The sequence below is a fragment of the Kitasatospora sp. NPDC088351 genome (genome assembly GCF_040685575.1).
Classification (GTDB): domain Bacteria; phylum Actinomycetota; class Actinomycetes; order Streptomycetales; family Streptomycetaceae; genus Kitasatospora.
This window is the reverse complement of sequence record NZ_JBFBIL010000007.1, coordinates 185,487-206,139: the sequence shown is the minus strand read 5'-3', so window position 1 is coordinate 206,139 and position 20,653 is coordinate 185,487. Positions and strand designations below refer to the sequence as shown.

General features: G+C 71.6%; 18 protein-coding genes. 1 reads left to right on the top strand and 17 read right to left on the bottom strand.

Going from position 1 to position 20,653, the window contains the following annotated elements; all coding sequences use genetic code 11:
• Window positions 1-23 precede the first annotated feature (23 nt).
• Window positions 24-956, bottom strand: a complete 933-nt coding sequence (locus tag AB0P06_RS08400; protein WP_363606040.1) for a peptidoglycan DD-metalloendopeptidase family protein — start codon at window positions 954-956, stop codon at window positions 24-26.
• Window positions 957-1,304: 348 nt separating this feature from the next.
• On the opposite strand from AB0P06_RS08400, the gene AB0P06_RS08395 reads away from it, so the two are divergent.
• Window positions 1,305-2,474 (top strand): beta-eliminating lyase-related protein, encoded by a 1,170-nt coding sequence (locus AB0P06_RS08395; RefSeq protein ID WP_363606038.1) that lies wholly within the window; start codon window positions 1,305-1,307, stop codon window positions 2,472-2,474.
• A gap of 98 nt (window positions 2,475-2,572) precedes the next feature.
• On the opposite strand, the gene AB0P06_RS08390 is transcribed toward AB0P06_RS08395, so the two are convergent.
• The 16 genes from AB0P06_RS08390 to AB0P06_RS08315 all read right to left on the bottom strand — a co-directional run bounded on the left by AB0P06_RS08390 (window position 2,573) and on the right by AB0P06_RS08315 (window position 20,602).
• Window positions 2,573-4,921 carry an immune inhibitor A domain-containing protein gene (locus AB0P06_RS08390; RefSeq protein WP_363606036.1) on the bottom strand — a complete coding sequence of 783 codons (2,349 nt, stop codon included), beginning with the start codon at window positions 4,919-4,921 and terminating at the stop codon, window positions 2,573-2,575.
• A 352-nt stretch (window positions 4,922-5,273) separates the two neighbouring features.
• Window positions 5,274-7,793 (bottom strand): ATP-dependent Clp protease ATP-binding subunit, encoded by a 2,520-nt coding sequence (locus tag AB0P06_RS08385; RefSeq protein WP_363606034.1) that lies wholly within the window; start codon window positions 7,791-7,793, stop codon window positions 5,274-5,276.
• A gap of 635 nt (window positions 7,794-8,428) precedes the next feature.
• Window positions 8,429-8,779 carry an Lsr2 family protein gene (locus AB0P06_RS08380; protein ID WP_363606033.1) on the bottom strand — a complete coding sequence of 117 codons (351 nt, stop codon included), beginning with the start codon at window positions 8,777-8,779 and terminating at the stop codon, window positions 8,429-8,431.
• Between the two features lie 92 nt (window positions 8,780-8,871).
• A complete protein-coding gene (locus tag AB0P06_RS08375) occupies window positions 8,872-9,408 on the bottom strand; it encodes an amino-acid N-acetyltransferase (protein ID WP_363606031.1) in 537 nt (178 codons plus the stop codon).
• A gap of 9 nt (window positions 9,409-9,417) precedes the next feature.
• On the bottom strand, window positions 9,418-9,834 hold the full coding sequence (locus tag AB0P06_RS08370) for a BlaI/MecI/CopY family transcriptional regulator (protein WP_363606030.1): 417 nt from the start codon (window positions 9,832-9,834) through the stop codon (window positions 9,418-9,420).
• Between the two features lie 118 nt (window positions 9,835-9,952).
• Window positions 9,953-10,075, bottom strand: a complete 123-nt coding sequence (locus AB0P06_RS08365; protein ID WP_030304873.1) for a hypothetical protein — start codon at window positions 10,073-10,075, stop codon at window positions 9,953-9,955.
• A 4-nt stretch (window positions 10,076-10,079) separates the two neighbouring features.
• A complete protein-coding gene (lysX, locus tag AB0P06_RS08360) occupies window positions 10,080-11,639 on the bottom strand; it encodes a bifunctional lysylphosphatidylglycerol synthetase/lysine--tRNA ligase LysX (RefSeq protein ID WP_363606028.1) in 1,560 nt (519 codons plus the stop codon).
• Between the two features lie 111 nt (window positions 11,640-11,750).
• Entirely contained in the window at window positions 11,751-12,479 is a 729-nt protein-coding gene (locus AB0P06_RS08355) for a hypothetical protein (RefSeq protein ID WP_363606026.1), read from the bottom strand.
• A gap of 184 nt (window positions 12,480-12,663) precedes the next feature.
• Window positions 12,664-13,449, bottom strand: a complete 786-nt coding sequence (locus AB0P06_RS08350) for a type III pantothenate kinase (protein WP_363606025.1) — start codon at window positions 13,447-13,449, stop codon at window positions 12,664-12,666.
• A 51-nt stretch (window positions 13,450-13,500) separates the two neighbouring features.
• A complete protein-coding gene (gene nadC, locus AB0P06_RS08345) occupies window positions 13,501-14,472 on the bottom strand; it encodes a carboxylating nicotinate-nucleotide diphosphorylase (protein ID WP_363606023.1) in 972 nt (323 codons plus the stop codon).
• 4 nt (window positions 14,473-14,476) lie between these two features.
• A complete protein-coding gene (locus AB0P06_RS08340) occupies window positions 14,477-16,150 on the bottom strand; it encodes an L-aspartate oxidase (protein ID WP_363606022.1) in 1,674 nt (557 codons plus the stop codon).
• 17 nt (window positions 16,151-16,167) lie between these two features.
• Window positions 16,168-16,644, bottom strand: coding sequence for an aspartate 1-decarboxylase (panD, locus tag AB0P06_RS08335; RefSeq protein WP_363606021.1), 477 nt, complete (start codon window positions 16,642-16,644; stop codon window positions 16,168-16,170).
• A gap of 45 nt (window positions 16,645-16,689) precedes the next feature.
• Window positions 16,690-17,595: a pantoate--beta-alanine ligase gene (gene panC, locus AB0P06_RS08330; RefSeq protein WP_363606020.1), complete on the bottom strand. Its 906-nt coding sequence runs from the start codon at window positions 17,593-17,595 to the stop codon at window positions 16,690-16,692.
• On the bottom strand, window positions 17,595-18,446 hold the full coding sequence (locus tag AB0P06_RS08325; RefSeq protein ID WP_363606066.1) for a DUF2520 domain-containing protein: 852 nt from the start codon (window positions 18,444-18,446) through the stop codon (window positions 17,595-17,597). The genes panC and AB0P06_RS08325 overlap by 1 nt, the downstream gene beginning before the upstream one ends.
• 210 nt (window positions 18,447-18,656) lie before the next feature.
• Window positions 18,657-19,346: a response regulator transcription factor gene (locus AB0P06_RS08320; protein WP_363606019.1), complete on the bottom strand. Its 690-nt coding sequence runs from the start codon at window positions 19,344-19,346 to the stop codon at window positions 18,657-18,659.
• A 29-nt stretch (window positions 19,347-19,375) separates the two neighbouring features.
• Window positions 19,376-20,602, bottom strand: a complete 1,227-nt coding sequence (locus tag AB0P06_RS08315) for a sensor histidine kinase (protein WP_363606018.1) — start codon at window positions 20,600-20,602, stop codon at window positions 19,376-19,378.
• Window positions 20,603-20,653 lie beyond the last annotated feature (51 nt).

The window sequence follows — 20,653 nt, the reverse complement described above, 5'->3', positions numbered from 1 at the left end:
CCGCCCGGCCACCGGCGCGGTCGTCAGAACCCGGTGACCCCGTGCCCGGAGAGGTACGCGATCGGGTTGATCACCGCGCCGTAGTGGTTGCTGGCACGGATCTCGAAGTGCAGGTGGGGCCCGGTCGAGTTGCCGGTGTTCCCGGACCGGCCGATCTCCTCGGCCGCCGCCACCCGGTCGCCCGTCGACACCGAGACCGACGACAGGTGCGCGTACTGCGCGAAGCGCCCGTCCGCCAGCCGCAGGACGACCTCCTTGCCGTAGGCGCCGTCCCAGCCGGCCGAGACCACGGTGGCGTTCCCGACCGCGAGCAGCGGGGTGCCCGGGGCGACCGCGAAGTCCACCCCGGTGTGATAGCCGGCCGCGTACTCCGGGTTGGCCACGCCGTACGGGTTGCTGGTGGGCGCGCCGGGCACCGGGGCGGACCACTCCGGCGCGGGGGCGGGCGCCGGCTCCGGGGCCGGTTCGGGCGCGGGCGCCTGGTCCTCGGCGGGGGCCGGCTCGGCGGGCACCTCGGCGGGCGGCTCGACGGGCAGGAGATTCGCGGCGACCGTCACGTACTCCTGTGCCGAGTCCTGCTCGTGCGGCAGCTTGTACGGGCTCGGCCCCGACACCTGGACCAGGCCTGGGGCGGGGGCCGCGCCCTGCGGGGCGGTGAAGGCCGAGCTGCCGGGGGTGGTGGGTATGACCGTCTGGGCCGAGGCGCTGCCCGGGGAAGCGACCAGCAGGGCGCCGGACAGTATCACCGCGGTGGCGCCGACCGCGGTGACGGTGCGGTGCCGGTCGTCCCAGAGCCGGGTGCCGGGCAGGGCGGGAGCGGGCGCCGCGAGTGCGCGCAGCGGTGCGGTATGGGTGCGGACGGCGCGGCCGAGCCTGGGCTGCCAGGCCGCCGCCTGGGCCGCCGTGCGGGCGGCGAGGCGGCGCAGAGCCGGCCCCATGGGCGGGACAGAGGACATCGGTAGCTCAACCTCACGAACGTACGGGGGCAGCACAGGGGCCCGTTCGGGCGTGCTGAGCGGGGGACCACTCAGGTTTAACCGTCACCGAGCGGAGTCCCAAACGGTGTGACCTACTACGGCGTGTAGTCAGCGTTGCGTCGGAGATTCAAGCCGACGGAGTAACGATCATGTGATCCGATCGTCAGTTCACGGCTTTCGTCGCCCCGGCCGGCCACCGCACCGCTCTACTACCGCCGCTCGTATCGGAGCGCGGCGCTGTGACCAGTGCCACCCGCCGCCGGGGTTTGGCCGTCCGCCCCTGTCCGCACCGCTGACCGGACGGTCCCGCTGCGGGACCATCAACGCATGTATGCCAATAGGAGCAAAGAGACCGAAGGCGGCGACCGGCAGAGCATCCAGGACCGCCGCTTCGCCGCACTGCGCGGCTGTGAGCGGCTGCTCTCCGGCGCCCGGCCGCAGAGCCTGCGCGACCGCCTCGCCGCCCTGGCCGAGGAGGGCGCGAGCGTGTACGACCTGGACCGCCGGCCGGACATGTACGGCGACGGCGTGGTCCGGACCCTGGAGTGCCGGATCGCTGGGCTGCTCGGCACCGAGGACGCGGCCTTCTTCCCCACCGGCACCATGGCGCAGCAGATCGCGCTGCGGATCCACGCCGAGGCCGCCGGGCTGCGGACCGTCGCGGCGCATCCGCTCGGCCACACCGAGCAGCACGAGCGGCACGCGCTCAGCGCCCTCAGCGGGCTGCGCAGCGTCTGGCCCACCATCGCGCCGCGTCTGCCCACGGTGGCCGAGCTCCGCGGCTTCGACGAGCCGTACGCCGCCATGATCCTGGAGCTGCCGTTGCGCGAGGCCGGGTTCGTCCTGCCGGACTGGGAGGAACTGGCGGCCGTCGCCGAGGTCGTCCGGGCGGAGCACGGCGCGGCGCTGCACCTCGACGGCGCCCGGATCTGGGAGTCGGTGGTCCATCTCGGCCGCCCGCTGCCGGAGATCGTCGCGCTGACCGACTCGGTCTACGTCTCCTTCTACAAGACCCTCGGCGGGCTCAGCGGCGCCGCGCTGGCCGGCGGGGCCGGCTTCGTCCGGACCGCCAGGACCTGGCGGCACCGGTACGGTGGCCAGCTCTTCCAGCAGTGGCCGGCCGCGCTGGCCGCGCTCGCCGGGCTGGATCGTGAACTGCCGCTCCTGGAGGGGTATGTGACGCATGCGAGGACCGTCGCGGCGGCCCTGGCCGAGGCGTTCGCGGCCGTGCCGGGGGCCCGGGTCCACCCGGCCCCGCCGCACACCCACCAGTTCCAGCTCTGGCTTCCCCACGCTCCCGGGGAGCTGGAGGAGGCGGGTCTGCGGCTGGCGGAGGAGTCGCGGACCGCGCTGTTCGGCGGCTGGCGCGAGAACGGCCTGCCGGGTCTGTCGATGACGGAGGTCACGGTGGCCGCCGACGCCCTGGAGTGGACGGCCGCGGACGTCGCCGAGGCCGCGGCGGCCTTCCTCGCCCTGCTGCCGCGCCGGTCGGCCTGAACAGACGTCCGGCCCGCCCCCCGCGCGGTGCGGGGACGGGCCGGACAGGGTGTATCAGTGCTGCCTGGTCACAGGCTGATCGTCACTGCTCGGTTCGATCAGTTGTCGACGGGGCGGACGCGGATCCAGGTCTCGAGGTAGTTCGAGGACTCGTTCTCGACCTCGATGCTGGTGCCGGTCTTGGGGACGATGACGCTGCTGTACGGGTTGTCCGCCGACCAGTACGACTTCAGGTCGCTGAACGAGTCGATGCCCTTGGCCTTCGGGACGACCGTCTCGACGCCGTTCTTGTGCAGGGTCAGGCTGTCGACCTTGCGCGAGCCGAAGGTGGAGTCGTAGCCCTGGATGCGCGGGCGCATCAGGGTGCCGTCGTTCCACTTCAGCGGGGTCGGGTGCGAGTCGATCGGGAGGAGCAGGCCCGAACCCTTGTGGTTGGTGACGTTGTTGTCGCTCTGGGAGGTGTCCCACAGCCAGATCAGCAGACCGGCCTGGTAGGGGTAGTGCTCCACCCAGTTCGGCCTGTCGGCGAAGCCGAAGTTGTACGGGCCGGTCTTCAGGGTCCGGTCGTACGAGATCGGCTGACGGTTCTCGGCGATGTAGTACTGGGCGTAGTCCTGGGTGAACTTGCCGGTGGTCCGCGAGAAGCCGTTGGCGGTCCAGCCGTTGTCACCGTTCTCGGCACCGTCGGAGAAGACGGTGGCACCGTTGGCGGTGACGGCGATGTCGTCCAGGGCCAGGCCCTTGAGGTGCAGGCCGCCGTCCGTGGTGTTGTGGAAGCGGACCTTGACGGCCTTGCCGGCGTAGGCGTCCAGCGGGAAGACCAGGTCGCCCCACTTGTTGCCCGAGGTGCCGCTCAGGGCGGCGTTGTCGGCCGGGTCGTGCGGGAGGGCGACGCCGTTGAAGGTGCCGTCCAGGGCCTTCCAGGTGGCGCCACCGTCGGTGGAGACCTCGCCGTAGGCGTAGTCGAAGTCCTGCTCCAGCTCGTACCAGGCCTTCGCGGTGAGCGAGGCGGTGGTCTTGCCGGTCAGGTCGACGTCGCGGGTCAGCGTGACGTTCAGGTCGTCGGCGCTGCCGCTCCACCACTCGTTGGCACCCGCGTACGGGGTGTTGATCACGGTGGTGACGGGCTTCTTCGGGAGGTCGACGACCAGTGCCTGCGGCAGCTTGGTGTTGAACTCGACCGGGCCGATGTGGTGGGTCGACTCGGTGCCGGCCTTGGCCTTGTCGAACTTCAGCCAGCCGAGCTTGAGCTTGCTCCAGGCGTCGAGGTCGTTCGGCATGTCGCCGATCGAGTTCTTGCCCTCGCCGAGCCAGGAGCCGGAGGACATCAGCGACCAGAAGCCGACCGAGTTGTCGATTCCGCTGCCCGTGGTGTCGTACAGGTCCGGGAGGCCGAGGTCGTGACCGTACTCGTGGGCGAAGACACCGAGGCCGCCGTTCTCGGGCTGCATGGTGTAGTCGCCGATCCAGATGCCGGTGTCGCCGACCGGGGTGCCACCCAGCTTGTTGTCGGACGGGCCGGTGGAGCCGGCCTGGGTGCTGTAGACGTACGAGCGGTGGGCCCAGAGCGCGTCGGTGCCCTGCTTGCCACCGCCGGCCGACTGGTCCTCACCGGCGTGCACGATCTGGAAGTGGTCGATGTAACCGTCCGGCTCGTTGAAGTTGCCGTTGTGGTTGTAGTCGTACCGGTCCCACTGGTCGTACTGCGAGATCGTGGCCTTGATCTGAGCGTCCGTCTGGCCCTTGGCCTTCTGGTCGGCGACCCAGGCGTTGATGCCGTCGCGGATCAGGTCCTGCGCGTTGTTGCAGACGTGCTGGCCGCAGAAGTCCGAGCCGTAGCGGGCCTCGTTCCACGGCACCCGCACCCAGTCGGTGACCTGACCGTCCACCGAGTAGCGGCCCGAGGACTGCTTCTCGTAGTAGGTCTTCAGCGAGTCCTGGTTCTTGCTGAAGTACAGGTCCTGGTAGTGCTGCTGGTTGTAGTCGGCCTGCCACAGCGTCGAGTTGTTGGTGGCCGGGTCCGGCTTCTCGATCTGGTTGCGCTGCGGGCCGGGGGTGCCGCCGTACTTGATCTTGCCATCGGCGGTCTTGGTGGTGTTGTCCACCTGGTCGCTGAAGTCGACCAGGATGGTGAAGATCTTGTCCGTGCGCTCACGGGCGAGCTCGACGTACTTGTCCTTGCCGAGCTTGATGCTGCTGCCGCCGCCGTGCTGCTCGATCTTGGCGGTGCCGGCGAGCAGCTGCTCGGTGGCGAGCTTCTGCTCGGCCTCGACCTTCTCGGTCAGCGGGCCCGGAATGTTGTGATCAGTGCTGATCTGAACGGCGTCGGCCGGGTCGTTCGGGACGGGGGCAGAGCCGGCCGCGACGGCCATGCTCGGGAACAGCCCCGCGCCGAGCGCGGCTATGACCGCCCCGGCCGTGGCGGCCGCAGCGGCTTTCCTGGTCATCTTCAACGTTGTGACGTCCTCCCCAAACCGGTCCGGCTCTTGGCCTTCCGGTGAACCAATGAAAGACAGGTGGGACGTATTTGATCCAAGCGGGGGCGGAAAAGATAGACCTTGACCGTGACATGGCCACAGCGCTATGCTCCGCGACTCCCTATCAGCTGACGATCTGTCAATATCCGTAGCGTTAAAGTTGCCTTGAAATCCGGTCGCACGCACACCAGCCCCCGGCCGGGCCCGCCAGCTGCGACTTCGTGGGACGCGTCACGGCTTCCGCGACGCCACGCAAAACGGCCCGGGCCCCTGGCGCGAACGCCAGGGGCCCAGACCGTGTGCTGTTATCTGTTAACTGTTGCTACTTCGTCAGGTCCGGACCCGACGAGGCGACCGCGGCCGGAGTGTCCGCGACCGCGGACTTCTCCTCGCCCCGGAAGGTGAACTTCGCTTCCTTGCCCTCGCCCTCGACCCCGACGACCACGATGTGGCCGGCCCGCAGCTCGCCGAAGAGGATCTTCTCGGAGAGGTGGTCCTCGATCTCGCGCTGGATGGTGCGGCGCAGCGGACGGGCACCGAGCAGCGGGTCGTAGCCGCGCTTGGCCAGCAGCTTCTTGGCCTCGATGCTGAGCTCCAGGCCCATGTCACGGTCCCTGAGCCGACCGTCCACCTTGTCGATCATCAGGTCGACGATCTGGATGATGTCTTCCTCGGACAGCTGGTGGAAGACCACGATGTCGTCGACACGGTTCAGGAACTCGGGGCGGAAGTGCTGCTTGAGCTCCTCGCCGACCTTCGCCTTCATCCGCTCGTACCCGGTGGTGGAGTCGCCCGTGGCCGCGAAGCCCAGGTTGAACCCCTTGGAGATGTCCCGGGTGCCGAGGTTGGTCGTCATGATGATGACGGTGTTCTTGAAGTCGACCACGCGGCCCTGGGAGTCGGTCAGCCGACCGTCCTCCAGGATCTGCAGCAGCGAGTTGAAGATGTCCGGGTGGGCCTTCTCCACCTCGTCGAAGAGGACGACGGAGAACGGCTTGCGGCGCACCTTCTCGGTCAGCTGGCCGCCCTCCTCGTAGCCCACGTAGCCGGGGGGCGAACCGAAGAGCCGGGAGACGGTGTGCTTCTCCGAGAACTCGGACATGTCGAGCGAGATCAGTGCGTCCTCGTCGCCGAAGAGGAACTCGGCGAGCGTCTTGGACAGCTCGGTCTTACCGACACCGGACGGGCCGGCGAAGATGAACGAGCCGCCGGGGCGCTTCGGGTCCTTGAGGCCCGCGCGGGTGCGCCGGATGGCCTGGGAGAGCGCCTTGATGGCGTCCTTCTGGCCGATGACGCGCTTGTGCAGCTCGTCCTCCATGCGCAGCAGCCGCGAGGACTCCTCCTCGGTGAGCTTGAAGACCGGGATGCCGGTGGCGGTGGCCAGGACCTCGGCGATGAGCTCCTCGTCCACCTCCGCGACGACGTCCATGTCGCCGGCCTTCCACTCCTTCTCGCGCTTGGTCTTGGCCTGCAGGAGCTGCTTCTCGTCGTCGCGCAGGGACGCGGCCTTCTCGAAGTCCTGCGCGTCGATCGCGCTCTCCTTCTCGCGGCGCACGTCGGCGATCTTCTCGTCGAACTCGCGCAGGTCCGGCGGCGCGGTCATCCGGCGGATGCGCATGCGCGAACCGGCCTCGTCGATCAGGTCGATGGCCTTGTCCGGCAGGAAGCGGTCCGAGATGTACCGGTCGGCCAGGGTGGCGGCGGCGACCAGGGCGGCGTCCGTGATGGAGACCCGGTGATGGGCCTCGTAGCGGTCGCGCAGACCCTTGAGGATCTCGATGGTGTGCGGCAGCGAGGGCTCGGCGACCTGGATCGGCTGGAAGCGGCGCTCCAGCGCGGCGTCCTTCTCCAGGTGCTTGCGGTACTCGTCCAGGGTGGTGGCACCGATGGTCTGCAGCTCGCCGCGGGCCAGCATCGGCTTGAGGATGCTGGCGGCGTCGATGGCGCCCTCGGCGGCGCCCGCGCCGACCAGGGTGTGCAGCTCGTCGATGAACAGGATGATGTCGCCGCGGGTGCGGATCTCCTTGAGGACCTTCTTCAGGCGCTCCTCGAAGTCACCGCGGTAGCGGGAGCCGGCCACCAGGGCGCCCAGGTCCAGCGTGTAGAGCTGCTTGTCCTTGAGCGTCTCCGGGACCTCGCCCTTGACGATCGCCTGGGCCAGGCCCTCGACCACGGCCGTCTTGCCGACGCCGGGCTCACCGATCAGCACGGGGTTGTTCTTGGTGCGGCGGGACAGCACCTGCATGACCCGCTCGATTTCCTTCTCGCGCCCGATCACCGGGTCGAGCTTGGCCTCGCGGGCGGCCTGGGTGAGGTTGCGGCCGAACTGGTCCAGGACCAGCGAGGTCGACGGGGTGCCCTCGGCGGGCCCGCCGGCCGTGGCCGACTCCTTGCCGCCCCCGGTCTGGTAGCCGGAGAGCAGCTGGATGACCTGCTGGCGCACCCGGTTGAGGTCGGCGCCGAGCTTCACCAGGACCTGGGCGGCGACGCCCTCGCCCTCGCGGATGAGGCCGAGCAGGATGTGCTCGGTGCCGATGTAGTTGTGACCGAGCTGCAGGGCCTCCCGGAGCGACAGCTCCAGGACCTTCTTCGCCCGGGGGGTGAAGGGAATGTGACCGGACGGGGCCTGCTGGCCCTGGCCGATGATCTCCTCGACCTGCTGGCGAACGGCCTCAAGAGAAATCCCGAGGCTCTCCAGGGCCTTAGCGGCGACACCCTCACCCTCGTGGATCAGACCCAGGAGGATGTGCTCGGTGCCGATGTAGTTGTGGTTGAGCATCCGGGCTTCTTCCTGAGCCAGGACGACAACCCGCCGCGCGCGGTCGGTGAACCTCTCGAACATCGTTTATCGCTCCTCAGAGCGGTCGGGCAGTTCGGGGTCGGTCCCCGCCCTGTCCTTCCGCATGCTAGTCCCGCTCAGCGGCGCGGCCCACGGATTCACTCCCCGCTACGGGAGCGAGATGCTGCGCGACCAGCCGACACCAATCCCAACCTGATGCTGGGAGACGGTGTTCCCACAGGTGGGCCGGATGCACCGGATACCGCTACGCCATCGGCGAACAACACCTGCCTCGGCGCAGCCGGACGGCCCCCGGCCGGTCACGCGTACTGCCCCGGGCGGGGTACACGACCCCGTCCACCGGCATTCATACCCGGTATCGGGGTGGTTCTCGCGCAGTTTCCGTGGCGATGGTGTTCGCCTGGCGAGAAGTCGGCCGGCGGTGACGGTGGTTCAGCCGCGGCCGTCGCACCGTCCCGGTGGTGTCCGCGTTACCGCTTCGCCCTTACAGCGTTGCACGGCTCGTGATTGTTCCGCCGCCCGAGCCGGTGCCCCGGACGCCCGGGCCGGCGGCGGGCACCGGGGGCGCACCGCGGGGCGCGGAGGAGATTCCCCCCGCGCCCCGCACGTGTGCCGTGTGACGTCTCACGCGGCCGCCGGAGCCCCGCATCCGCTCCGGCGGTCGGACGGCGCCGGAATCAGGACGCGTTGGCCTTGTCGTAGGCCTCGCGGACGGTGCTCGGCACCCGGCCGCGGTCGTTGACCTCCAGGCCCTGCTCCTTGGCCCACGCGCGGATCTTGGCGGTGTCCGGAGCGCTGCCGGACGGGCGCGGTGCCGTGCCGCGGCCGGGGCGCCGGGCGCCGGCCAGCCGGCCGCTCTGCTTGCGGCCCTTCTCCACATACGGCGCCAGCAGACCGCGCAGCTTGTCCGCGTTGGCGCTCTTCAGGTCGATCTCGTAGGCAACGCCGTCGAGCGCGAACGTCACCGTCTCGTCCGCCGAACCACCGTCGAGATCGTCTTCAAGAATGACCTGCACCCTCTGTGCCACGGGCTTCCCTTTCCGTTAAACGACCCATTGCCTAAGGAAAGGAAAGCGCCTTTCCCCGGAAAACACAAACCCCTGACCGCGCCGGGAGCCGCTCAGAGGTGCAGCAGCATGCGTGAGTTGCCCAGTGTGTTGGGCTTCACCCGCTCCAGGTCCAGGAACTCCGCGACACCTTCATCGTACGAGCGGAGAAGTTCTTCATAGACATCCGTAGCGACCGCCGCCGGGTCTGTCGTACCATCATCGGTTTCCTGGAGCTCATCGATCTCGACGAAACCGTGTTTCGCGAAGAAGGGCACCTCGAACGTCAAGCAGAAAATCCGACGGACGCCGAGCCAGCGCGCGGTCTGCAGCAGCTTCTCCAGAAGGAGGTGTCCCACCCCGTGTCCGCGGCAGGACGGATCCACCGCGAGTGTGCGCACCTCGGCGAGGTCTTCCCACATCACGTGCAGCGCGCCGCAGGCCACCACGGCCCCGTTGTCGTCGCGTTCCGCGACCCAGAACTCCTGGACGGATTCGAACAGGGTGACGGTGGGCTTGTCGAGCAGAATGCCGTCGCGTGAGTAGGCGTCGATGAGCCCGCGTACGGCCCGCACGTCCGTGGTCCGCGCCCGGCGGATGGTGACCTCCATGGCGGGACGCTATCGCGTCGGGCCCGGCGCGGTCTCCTCGGTATCCGGGCTATCCGGATCGGGCGGGAACAGAGCGGCCACCCGCAACGCGTCGCGGAGTGCCTCCCGTTGCTCGGGGGACATCAGGCCGAAGAAGTGCACCAGGGCCGCCGCGGGATTGTCACTGGTGGCCCAGGCATCGTTCATCAGGGCCGCCGTGTAGGCCTCGCGGGACGAGACCGGCTCATATCGATAGGCCCGTCCGGCGCGCTCGCGGCGCAGCCAGCCCTTTCTGTGGAGCTTGTCGAGGACGGTCATCACGGTGGTGTACGCGATATCGCGTTCCGACTGCAGATCCACGAGAACCTCGCGAACCGTCACCGGTCGGTTCCACTGCCACACCCGGGTCATGATGGCGTTCTCAAGTTCGCCGAGTTGCCGGACCATAGTGCGGCCAGGATAGGGAGTGAATGGGGCAAATCTTGTGAAGTACCGCCAAACCGGCGCGCCGCCACCCCCGGAATCGGGAATGGCGGCGCGGTGGTGTTCGCGGACGGCCGACAGGTCAGTCGGCCAGATCCTCCTTGGCCTTCTGGGCTCCGCCCTGGCTGCGGATGATGGCCCGCACCAGGAAGCCGAAGCCGATCGCCATGACCAGCGGCGGGACGATCGCGCTGACGTAGTCCATCAGGTCACTCCTCCTCGGTCTTCTCCGCCGCGGTGGCGGCGGACGCCTTGGGTTCCGGCTTCACCAGCGGGAAGAGCACGGTCTCCCGGATGTTCTTGCCGGTGAGCAGCATGATCAGGCGGTCCACCCCGAGGCCGAGGCCGCCGGTGGGCGGCATCGCGTACTCCAGGGCCCGCAGGAAGTCCTCGTCGACCTGCATCGCCTCGACGTCGCCGCCGGCCGCCAGCAGGGACTGCGCGGTGAGGCGGGCCCGCTGCTCGACCGGGTCGACCAGCTCGGAGTAGGCGGTGCCGATCTCGGTGCCGAAGATCACCAGGTCCCACTTCTCGGCCACGCCCGGGACCGAGCGGTGCTGGCGGGTCAGCGGGGAGACCTCGGTCGGGTAGTCCTTGATGAAGGTCGGCCGGACGGCGTTCTCCTCCAGCAGGCGCTCGACCATCTCCAGCACGATCTGACCGTGGCCCCAGTCCTTCTCGAACGGGATGCCGTGCTCGGCGGCCAGCTCGCGCAGCTCCTCCACCGAGGTCTCCGGGGTGACCTCGGTGTCCAGGCGGGCGGAGATGCCCGGGTAGACGCCGACCTCGTCCCACGGCTCGGCCAGGTCGATCTCGTGCTCGACGCCGTGCGGGTCGAGGCCGCGGATCACCGTGGTGCCCAGCGCGTCCCGGGCGGCGTTGACGATCGTCGCCCGGATCAGCTCGGCCTGGGTGTCGTAGTCGCCGTAGGCCTCGTACGACTCCAGCGAGGTGAACTCGGGGTTGTGGGTGGAGTCCGCGCCCTCGTTGCGGAAGTTGCGGTTGATCTCGAAGACCTTCTCCGCGCCGCCGACCACCAGCCGCTTGAGGTACAGCTCCGGGGCGATCCGCATGAAGAGGTCGATGTCGTACGCGTTGATGTGGGTCTTGAACGGGCGGGCGTTGGCGCCGCCGTGCACCGGCTGCAGCATCGGGGTCTCGACCTCGATGTAGCCGCGCTCCTCGTAGGTGCGGCGGATCGAGCGGACCACCTTGCTGCGCAGGTGCAGGATCTCGCGGGCCTCGGGGTTGACGATCAGGTCGACGTACCGCTGGCGGACCCGGGCCTCCGGGTCGGTCAGGCCCTTGTGCTTGTCCGGCAGCGGGCGCAGGCACTTGGCGGTGAGCGCCCAGCGGTCCACCATCACCGACAGCTCGCCGCGGCGGGAGGTGATCACCTCGCCCTCGACGCCGACCTGGTCGCCCAGGTCGATGTCCGACTTCCAGGCCGCCAGCCGCTCCTCGCCCAGCTTGTCCAGGGAGAACATCACCTGGAGGTCGCCGGTCCCGTCGCGCAGCGTGGCGAAGCAGAGCTTGCCGCCGGTGCGGGAGAGGATCACCCGGCCGGTGATGCCGACCCGCTCGCCGGTCGCGGTGTCCGGGGCCAGGTCGGGGTGCTTGGCGCGGAGATCCGCGATGGTGCTGGTGCGGGGGAAGCCGACCGGGTACGGGTCGACGCCGGCCGCCCGGAGCCGGTCGAGCTTCTCGCGCCGGACGCGCATCTGCTCGGGAAGGTCGTCGGTCGCGGGGATGGGGCTCTGATCGCTCACCCCACAAGGGTAGCCAGCCCCCGCCGGTGCTCCGCCACGGGATATCCGCGTCGCACGCCGAAGGGGGAGACCGCGGGTGCGGTCTCCCCCTTCGGCGGGTGCGGCGGACGGTCAGCCGGTGCCGGTGGCGAGTTCCAGTTCCTCCGGGCCGTCGGTCGGCGGAGCCGGGCGGACCGGGGGCTTGGGGCGGCGGCCGAAGAGCTCGGCGGGGGTGGGCATCCGGTGGGGGCGGGGCTCGGTCGGGGGAGCGGCGGGCTGCTCGGCGGGGGAGTCGGTGCTGCTCATCGGAATCCGTCCTCCAACAGGGGTGGGGAGACTGCGCAGGGGTGCGGCAGGACTCGGTACGGCCATGAGGTGGCGCTGGCCGGTGGTGAGGGCGAGCCGCTCGCGGACGGCGGCCTCGGCCAGCGCGTGGCAGCGCCCGGCGAGCCGGGAACGGCGGACCCGCTCGCCGTGGCCGCACGGCTGACGGGTCAGGCCGCGCAGCGCGGTGAGGTCCTCGGGTCCGGGCAGGTAGCCGTCGGCCACGGCCTCCTCCAGACGTTCCAGGTAGCCGCTGGCGCTGCCGGGCAGCGCCGACCGGTACCGGCCGAGGTCGGCGAGGAGGAAGGCGCGCAGCCGGCCGCCTTCCTGGACGGCTTCGTCGATCGCCTCGGTCAGGCGCAGTGCGTCCTGGACGTCCTCCGCCCACAGTTCGGCGCCCGCGCCGGCGAACGGCAGCGGTCCTTGGAGGTGGACGGGTACGGCGGGGTGCAGGGCTTGGGCGAGGGCGCGGCGCAGCACGCGGACTTCGTCGGCGCTGAAGGCCATGCCGCCGCGCGATCCGTGTGGCGTAGGCATGGGCTGACACTACGTGAGGAATATCCGATTTGTCGGTAGCGTCGCGCCGAATCCGCACGTTCGGCCCGGTGCCGGGGGTCCGGGCCGCGGGTGAGCTGCCCCGTTCGCCGGGATGTGGCGCCCGCCACACGCCGATGGCGTGTCCGCGGGGGGACACGCCATCGGGTGAAGCGGCGGGAGGGCCTCAGCTGGGGCGGTTGCGCTCGTACACCAGGCGCAGGCCGATCAGGGTCAGCCAGGGCTCGTGGACGTCGATGGTGGTCGCCTCGCCGAGGACCAGCGGGGCGAGCCCGCCGGTGGCGATGACCTGGACGTCGTCCGGGTCCTTGGCGAGCTCGCGGGCCATCCGGTCGACCAGGCCGTCGACCTGGCCGGCGAAGCCGTAGAGGATGCCGGACTGCATGCCCTCGACGGTGTTCTTGCCGATCACGTTCCGCGGCCGGGCGAGCTCGATCTTGCGCAGCTGGGCGCCGCGGACACCGAGCGCCTCCACCGAGATCTCGATGCCGGGGGCGATCGCCCCGCCGACGTAGTCGCCGCGGGCGCTCACCGCGTCGAAGGTGGTGGCGGTCCCGAAGTCGACCACGATGCACGGGCCGCCGTACAGGTGGTTGGCGGCCAGCGCGTTGACGATCCGGTCGGCGCCGACCTCCTTGGGGTTGTCCATCAGGACGTGCACGCCGGTCTTGACCCCCGGCTCCACGATCACCGTGGGGACGTCGCCGTAGTAGCGGCGGGCCATCTCACGGAGCTCGTGGAGCACGGCGGGGACCGAGGAGCAGATCGCCAGGCCCTCCACCGCGGCCTCGGCGACCGCGGTGTGGGCGCCCATCAGGCCCTGCAGAAGCACCGCCAGCTCGTCGGCCGTACGGCGTGGATCGGTGGAGATCCGCCAGTGCTCGACCACCTCCTCGCCGTCGAACAGGCCGAGCGTGGTCTGGGTGTTGCCGACGTCGATCGTGAGCAGCATGGGGTGCTTTCTGCGGGTCGGAGCGGGCGGGGTCGAGCTGACCGACAAGCCCTAGGCGCGCAGGTCCAGGCCGATGTCCAGGATCGGCGAGGAGTGCGTGAGCGCGCCCACGGCCAGGTAGTCGACACCAGTCTGGGCGACCTCGCGCGCGGTGGCCAGGGTCAGACCGCCGGACGCCTCCAGCCGGGCCCGGCCGGCCACCAGGTCGACGGCCTCCTTCAGCCGCGGGACGGTGAAGTTGTCCAGCAGGATCAGGTCGGCCCCGGCCTCCAGGACCGGCGGGATCTGCTCCAGGGTGTCCACCTCGACCTCGACCGGCAGCTCCGGGTAGGCGGCCCGGACGGCCCGGAAGGCCTCGGCCACACCGCCGGCCGCCACCACGTGGTTGTCCTTGACCAGGGCGGCGTCGGAGAGCGCCATCCGGTGGTTGGCGCCGCCGCCGCAGCGCACCGCGTACTTCTGCAGCGCGCGCAGGCCCGGGGTGGTCTTGCGGGTGTCGCGGACCACCGCGCCGGTGCCCTCCAGGGCGTCCGCCCAGGCGCGGGTGGCGGTGGCGATGCCGGAGAGGTGGCAGAGCAGGTTGAGCGCGCTGCGCTCGGCGGTCAGCAGGTCGCGGGTACGGCTGCGGACCGAGAGCAGCACCTGGCCGGCCACGACCCGGTCGCCGTCCCGGACGTGCCGCTCGACCTCGAACTCCTCCTCGCAGACCAGCGAGACGACGGCCTCGGCGATCCGCAGGCCGGCCACCACGCCCGCCTCGCGGGCGGTGAAGTCGGCGGTGGCGACGGCGTCGGCGGGCACGGTGGCGACCGAGGTGACGTCCTCGCCGCCGGCCAGGTCCTCGGCCAGCGCCAGGGTGGCGATGTCCTCGACCTCGACCGGGTCCAGCCCGGCCTCCTCCAGCAGCTCGGCGAGCCGCGGGTCCAGGCCGGTCTCGTAGCCCTCGCCGTCCCCGCAGGCGCAGCCGTCGCCGCAACCGCCCTGGGAGTCGGCCAGGGGGAGTTCCTCGTGGGAGTGGGTCATGGTTCTACTGCTCCTCAGGGGTGCTGACAAGATCGCCGGAGGCGGTGAGGGTGGTGATCAGGTGGCGCCGCCAGTGGGCGTCGTCCCGCTCGGGGAAGTCCTCGCGCCAGTGGCAGCCACGGGTTTCCGCGCGCTGCGCGGCGGCCGTGACCAGGGCGGTGGCGACCAGCAGCAGGTTGGCGGCCTCCCAGGTCTCCACCCGGGGGTCGGCCGGCTTCGCCTCGGCGGCGTCCGCGTACGCCTGCTCGGCGAGCAGCGCCAGCCCGGCCGCGGAGTCGGCCATCGAGGTGGCCGAGCGCAGCACGCCCGCGCCGCGCGACATCAGCCGCTGGATCTCGGCGCGTGCCTCGGGAGCGGGCAGCGGCACCGGGTGCGCGGCGCGCGCCGCGGCCACGTCCACCGACCGCTCGGGCAGCTCGCCGGCCCGGTGGCGGGCGATCAGGTCGGCGGCGATCCGCTCGGCGAAGACCAGGCCCTCCAGCAGCGAGTTGGAGGCCAGCCGGTTGGCGCCGTGCACCCCGGTGCAGGCCACCTCTCCGCAGGCGTACAGGCCGGGCACGGTGGTGCGGCCCCGCAGGTCGGTGTGGACGCCGCCGGAGGCGTAGTGGGCGGCCGGGGCGACCGGGATCGGCTCGGTGACCGGGTCGATGCCGTGCGCGCGGCAGGAGGCGAGGATGGTCGGGAACCGCCGCTCCCACATGTCGGCGCCGAAGTGCCGCCCGTCCAGGTACATGTGATCGGTGCCCTGGAGCTGTATCCGCCGGGTGATGGCCTTGGCGACGATGTCGCGCGGGGCCAGTTCGGCCAGCTCGTGCTGCCCGACCATGAAGCGCGTCCCGTCGGCGTCGACGAGGTGGGCGCCCTCGCCGCGGACCGCCTCGGAGACCAGCGGCTGCTGGCCCTCGGCGTCCGGTCCGAGCCAGAGCACGGTCGGGTGGAACTGGACGAACTCCAGGTCGGCGGCGGCGGCGCCGGCCCGCAGGGCGAGCGCCACGCCGTCGCCGGTGGAGACCGCCGGGTTGGTGGTGGCGGAGAAGACCTGGCCCATGCCGCCGGTGGCGAGCACCACCGCGCGGGCCCGGATGGCGCCGACGCCGTCGCGCTGGCCCTCGCCCATCACGTGCAGGGTGAGGCCGGCCGCGTGGCCGTCGGCGTCGGTCAGCAGGTCGAGGACGAGCGCGTGCTCGATCAGTTCGAGGTCCGGGTCGGACCGCACGGCGGAGACCAGGGCACGCGATATCTCGGCACCGGTGGCGTCCCCGCCGGCGTGCGCGATCCGGCTCCGGTGGTGACCGCCCTCGCGGGTGAGCAGGATCTCGCCCTCGGCGTCGCGGTCGAACGCCGCGCCGGTGGCGATCAGATGGCGGACGGCCTCCGGGCCCTCGGTGACGAGGACCCGGACGGCCTCCTCGTCGCAGACACCGGCGCCGGCCACCAGGGTGTCGTCCAGGTGCTGCTCGGGGGTGTCGCCCTCGCCCAGGGCGGCGGCGATGCCGCCCTGGGCCCACCGGGTGGACCCGTCGTCCAGCATCGCCTTGGTGACCACCGTGGCCCGCAGGCCGGCCTTGCGGACGTTGAGGGCGACGGTGAGGCCGGCCACCCCGGAGCCGACCACCACGACGTCGGTGGTGGCCGTCCAGCCGGGGGCGGGGGCGGTGAGGCGGTGCGTGACGGACATGGCGTTCAGTGGCTCCTTCAGCGCGCGGTCGGGGTCGCGCCGTTGCGGTCACCGTACGCGCCCCCGGCCCGGCGGCCGGGGGGTGCCCCCAGGTCGCCGCGGACCAGCCCGGTGCCCTCCCCGGCCTCGGCCGGGTCGCCGCCCAGGCCGGTGATCCGGTTGCGGTCGTCCACGAAGACGACCCTGGGCAGGTAGCCCTTGGCCTCGGCGGTGTCCATCTGCCCGTAGGCGATCAGGATGACCAGATCGCCGGGGTGGACCAGGCGGGCGGCGGCGCCGTTGATGCCGATCACGCCGGAGCCGCGCGGGCCGGCGATGGTGTAGGTCTCCAGCCGGGCGCCGTTGTTGATGTCGACGATGTGGACCAGCTCGCCGGGGAGCAGGTCGGCGGCGTCGAGCAGGTCCTCGTCCACCGTGACCGAGCCGACGTAGTGCAGGTCGGCCTGGGTCACCGTGGCCCGGTGGATCTTGGACTTGAGCATGGTGCGGAGCATGGGGTCACGCCTCCTGTGAGTGCATGCCTGAGGGGTGCTGCTGCGTTATCGGACGATCATGCGGACGTTGTCGATCAGGCGGGTGGTGCCCACCTTCGCGGCCACGGCCAGCACCGCCTCGCCCTGGAAGCCGTCCGCCGCCTCGGTGAAGTCGTGCGGGTCGACCAGGGCGAGGTAGTCGAGGGTGACGCCCCCGGCGGCGTCGAGGACGGCCGCGGCCGCCTCGCGCACGGCCTTCGGGCCCTGCGCGGCCACGTCGCGGCCGGCGAACAGCGCCTTGGAGAGGGCGAGCGCGTGCTCGCGGTCCTCGGCGGAGAGGTACCGGTTGCGGGAGGACCGCGCCAGCCCGTCCTCCTCGCGGACGGTCGGCACGCCGACGATCTCGACGTCGAAGTCCAGGTCGGCGGTCATCCGCTGGACGATCGCCAGCTGCTGGGCGTCCTTCTCGCCGAAGAAGGCGTAGTCGGGGTCGGTGATGTGCAGCAGCTTGGCGACCACGGTCAGCACCCCGTCGAAGTGGCCGGGCCGGGTGGCGCCCTCGTAGCGCTCGCCCATCGGGCCGGCCGCCAGGCGCACCTGCGGCTCGCCGTTCGGGTAGACCTCCTCGACGGACGGCGCGAAGACCACGTCGGCGCCGTGCTCCTCGGCCAGCCGGACGTCCTCGTCCAGGCTGCGCGGGTAGCGCTCCAGGTCCTCGCCGGCGCCGAACTGCAGGGGGTTGACGAAGACCGTGACGGCCACCCGGCCCTCGTGGCCGACCTGCTTGCGGGCGGCCCGGATCAGCGCGGCGTGGCCCTCGTGCAGCGCGCCCATGGTCATCACGACCGCGTTGTCGACCGGCTGCTCGTCCGGCCAGAAGGCGGCCTCGAAGTCGGCGACGGTGTGGGTGACGACGGCCCGGTGGACCTTGGGTGCCCGCTGCGCCTTGCCGGGCTGCTTGCCGCGTGCCATCAATGCTTCTCCTCGTTCAGTACGTCCAGCAGCGCCGCCGCCGACGCTTCGTCGATCGTCCCGTTGGCGAGCGCCCGCTGGGCGGTGGCCCTGGCCATCGCCCGGTAGGCCGCCGGGATGTCCGGGGACACCGTACTGAGCTGCGCCAGGTGGCGCCGTACGGTGCCCGCGTCGCCCCGGGCGACCGGGCCGGTGAGGGCCGCGTCGCCGGAGCGCAGGCTGTTGTCCAGGGCGGCGCCGAGCAGCGGGCCGAGCAGCCGTCCGGGCTCGGCGACGCCGGCCGTGCGCAGCAGCTCCAGCGCCTGCGCGACCAGCGTGACCAGGTGGTTGGCGCCGTGCGCGAGGGCCGTGTGGTAGAGCGGGCGGACGCCCTCCGGCACCCACTCGGGCTCGCCGCCCATCTCGACCACCAGCGCCTCGGCGACCGGGCGCAGCTCCTCGGGGGCGGTCACGCCGAACGGGCAGCCGGCCAGCCGGGCGAGGTCGACGGAGGTACCGGTGAAGGTCATCGCGGGGTGCAGCGCGAGCGGCAGCGCGCCGGCCCGGGTGGCGGGCTCCAGGACGGCGACGCCGTGCGCGCCGGAGGTGTGCACCACCAGCTGGCCGGGGCGGACGGCGCCGGTCGAGGCGAGGCCGGCGACCAGGTCGGCGAGGGCGTCGTCGGGGACGGTGAGCAGCACCAGGTCGGCGGCGGCGAGCACCTGCGGCGGGGTGACGATCCGGACGCCGGGCAGCAGCGCCTCGGCGCGGCGGCGGGAGGTGGCGGAGACCCCGGAGGCGGCGACCACGCGGTGCCCGGCGAGCTGGAGGGCGGCGCCGAGGGCGGGGCCCACCCGGCCGGTGCCGACCACGCCGACGGAGAGCCGGGCCGGGCGGTTGCCGGGGTCGGTGGGGTCGCCGAAGCCGTCGGGGAACGGGGCGGGGTCGCCGAACGCGGGGAAGTCGGCACTGTCGGACGTGCTCACGGCCAGGCCCTCGTCCTCACTCTCCGTTCCGGTCCTCCTCGGGTACCGGACGTACCGGCCCATTCTACGGCCGGGCCCGGCGGCCCCGGGCCGGGATCAGTCCGAGGCCCCGGCCCGGATCAGGCCAGCCTCGTAGGCGAGGACCACGGCCTGGACCCGGTCGCGCAGGCCGAGCTTGGCCAGGATCCGGCCGACGTGGGTCTTCACGGTGGCCTCGGAGAGGACCAGCCGGGCGGCGATCTCGCCGTTCGACAGGCCCTGGGCGACCAGCAGGAAGACCTCGCGCTCGCGCTCGGTGAGCGGGCCGAGGGTGTTCGGGCCCGGCGCGTTGTGCGGGGTGGGCAGCACCTCGGCGAAGCGGTCGATCATGCGGCGGGTGGTGGTCGGGGCGACCACCGCGTCCCCGCCGTGCACCGCCCGGATCGCGGCCACCAGCTCGGTCGGCGGCACGTCCTTGAGCAGGAAGCCGCTGGCGCCGGCCTTGAGCGCGGCGAAGGCGTACTCGTCGAGGTCGAAGGTGGTGAGGATGAGCACGTGCGGGGCGTCCGGCAGTGGGCTGCCGTCCTCGGCGAGGCAGATCCGGCGGGTGGCCTGCACCCCGTCCAGGCGGGGCATCCGGACGTCCATCAGGATCACGTCCACCTCCGTGTGCCGCAGCTTCTCCACGGCCTGCGCGCCGTCGCCGGCCTCGGCGACGATCTCGATGTCGCCCTGCGACTGGAGGATCATCCGGAACCCGGTGCGCAGCAGCTCCTGGTCGTCGACGAGCATCACGCGGATGGTCAAGGTGGCTCCTAGGGGGCGCGGCGGCGGGGTCAGTGGGCTGCCTTGAGCGGCAGTACGGCGCGGATCCGGAAGCCGCCGCCGGGGCGGGGGCCGATGTCCAGGCTGCCGCTGACCATACCGACCCGCTCCCGCATGCCGATCAGGCCGTGGCCCTGGCCGTCGGTGCCACCGGAGGACAACTGCTCGTCGGTGGTGCCGCGGCCGTCGTCCTCGATCAGGACGGCCAGCTCGCGCTCGCCGAAGTCGACCGCGACCCGGGCGTGCACGTCGGGGCCGCCGTGCTTGCGGACGTTGGTCAGCGCCTCCTGGACGATCCGGTAGACCGTCAGCTCGACGCCGCGCGGCAGTTCGCGCGGGTCGCCGGAGGTGGCGAAGTCCACCTGGAGGCCGGCCGTGCGGACCTGGTCCAGCAGCTCGGGCAGCTCCTCGACGCCGGGCTGCGGCATGTACTCGTCGGCGGTGTCGGCGGTGCGCAGCACGCCCAGCAGGCGGCGCATCTCCACCAGGGCCTGGCGGCCGGTGGAGGCGATCGTGCTGAGCGCCTGCTTGGCCTGCTGGGGCGAGTTGTCCAGGACGTACGCGGCGCCGTCGGCCTGGACGATCATGACGGAGACGTTGTGCGCGACCACGTCGTGCAGCTCGCGGGCGATCCGGGCGCGCTCGGCGGCGACCGCCACCTTGGACTGGGCGTCGCGCTCGCGCTCCAGCCGGGCGGCGCGGTCCTCCAGCTCGACCAGGTAGGCCCGGCGGACCCGGGTGAGCCGGCCCCACGCCCAGCAGAGGATGAACGGGGTGCTCATCAGGAGCGTGATGACGACCGACTCGCCCAGGTGGTACGGCTGCTGCAGGATGTTGCCCTCGCCGTCGAGCTGCGTCTTGGTCGGGTGGAGCCGCCAGAAGACCAGCGGTCCGGCCGCCAGCCCGGCCGCCAGCGCCAGCCGGGACACCCAGGTGGAGGCGAACGCGGCACCGGTGTAGGCGAAGACCAGGTACGCGATGCTGGAGATGGCGGGATCGACGTCCAGCGCGACCTGGCCGACGCCGATCGCGGCGGCGGTGGCCACGGTGGCGTCGGGCCACCGGCGCCGGACGACCATCAGCAGCGGGAGGACCACCGCGATGGCGAGCTGGACGCCGTACCGCCAGCCGTGGTTGCTGCCGTTGTCCGGCAGTACGCCGAGGAAGAGCACGATCGACGCCCAGGCGGCGTCGACCACCATGGGGTGACGGCGGAGCCAGGCGTTGAGTCGATGCACGCCTCAAGGGTAGGCAGCCACCTGGCGTGTTCAGGTCCACCGGGAGGGCGA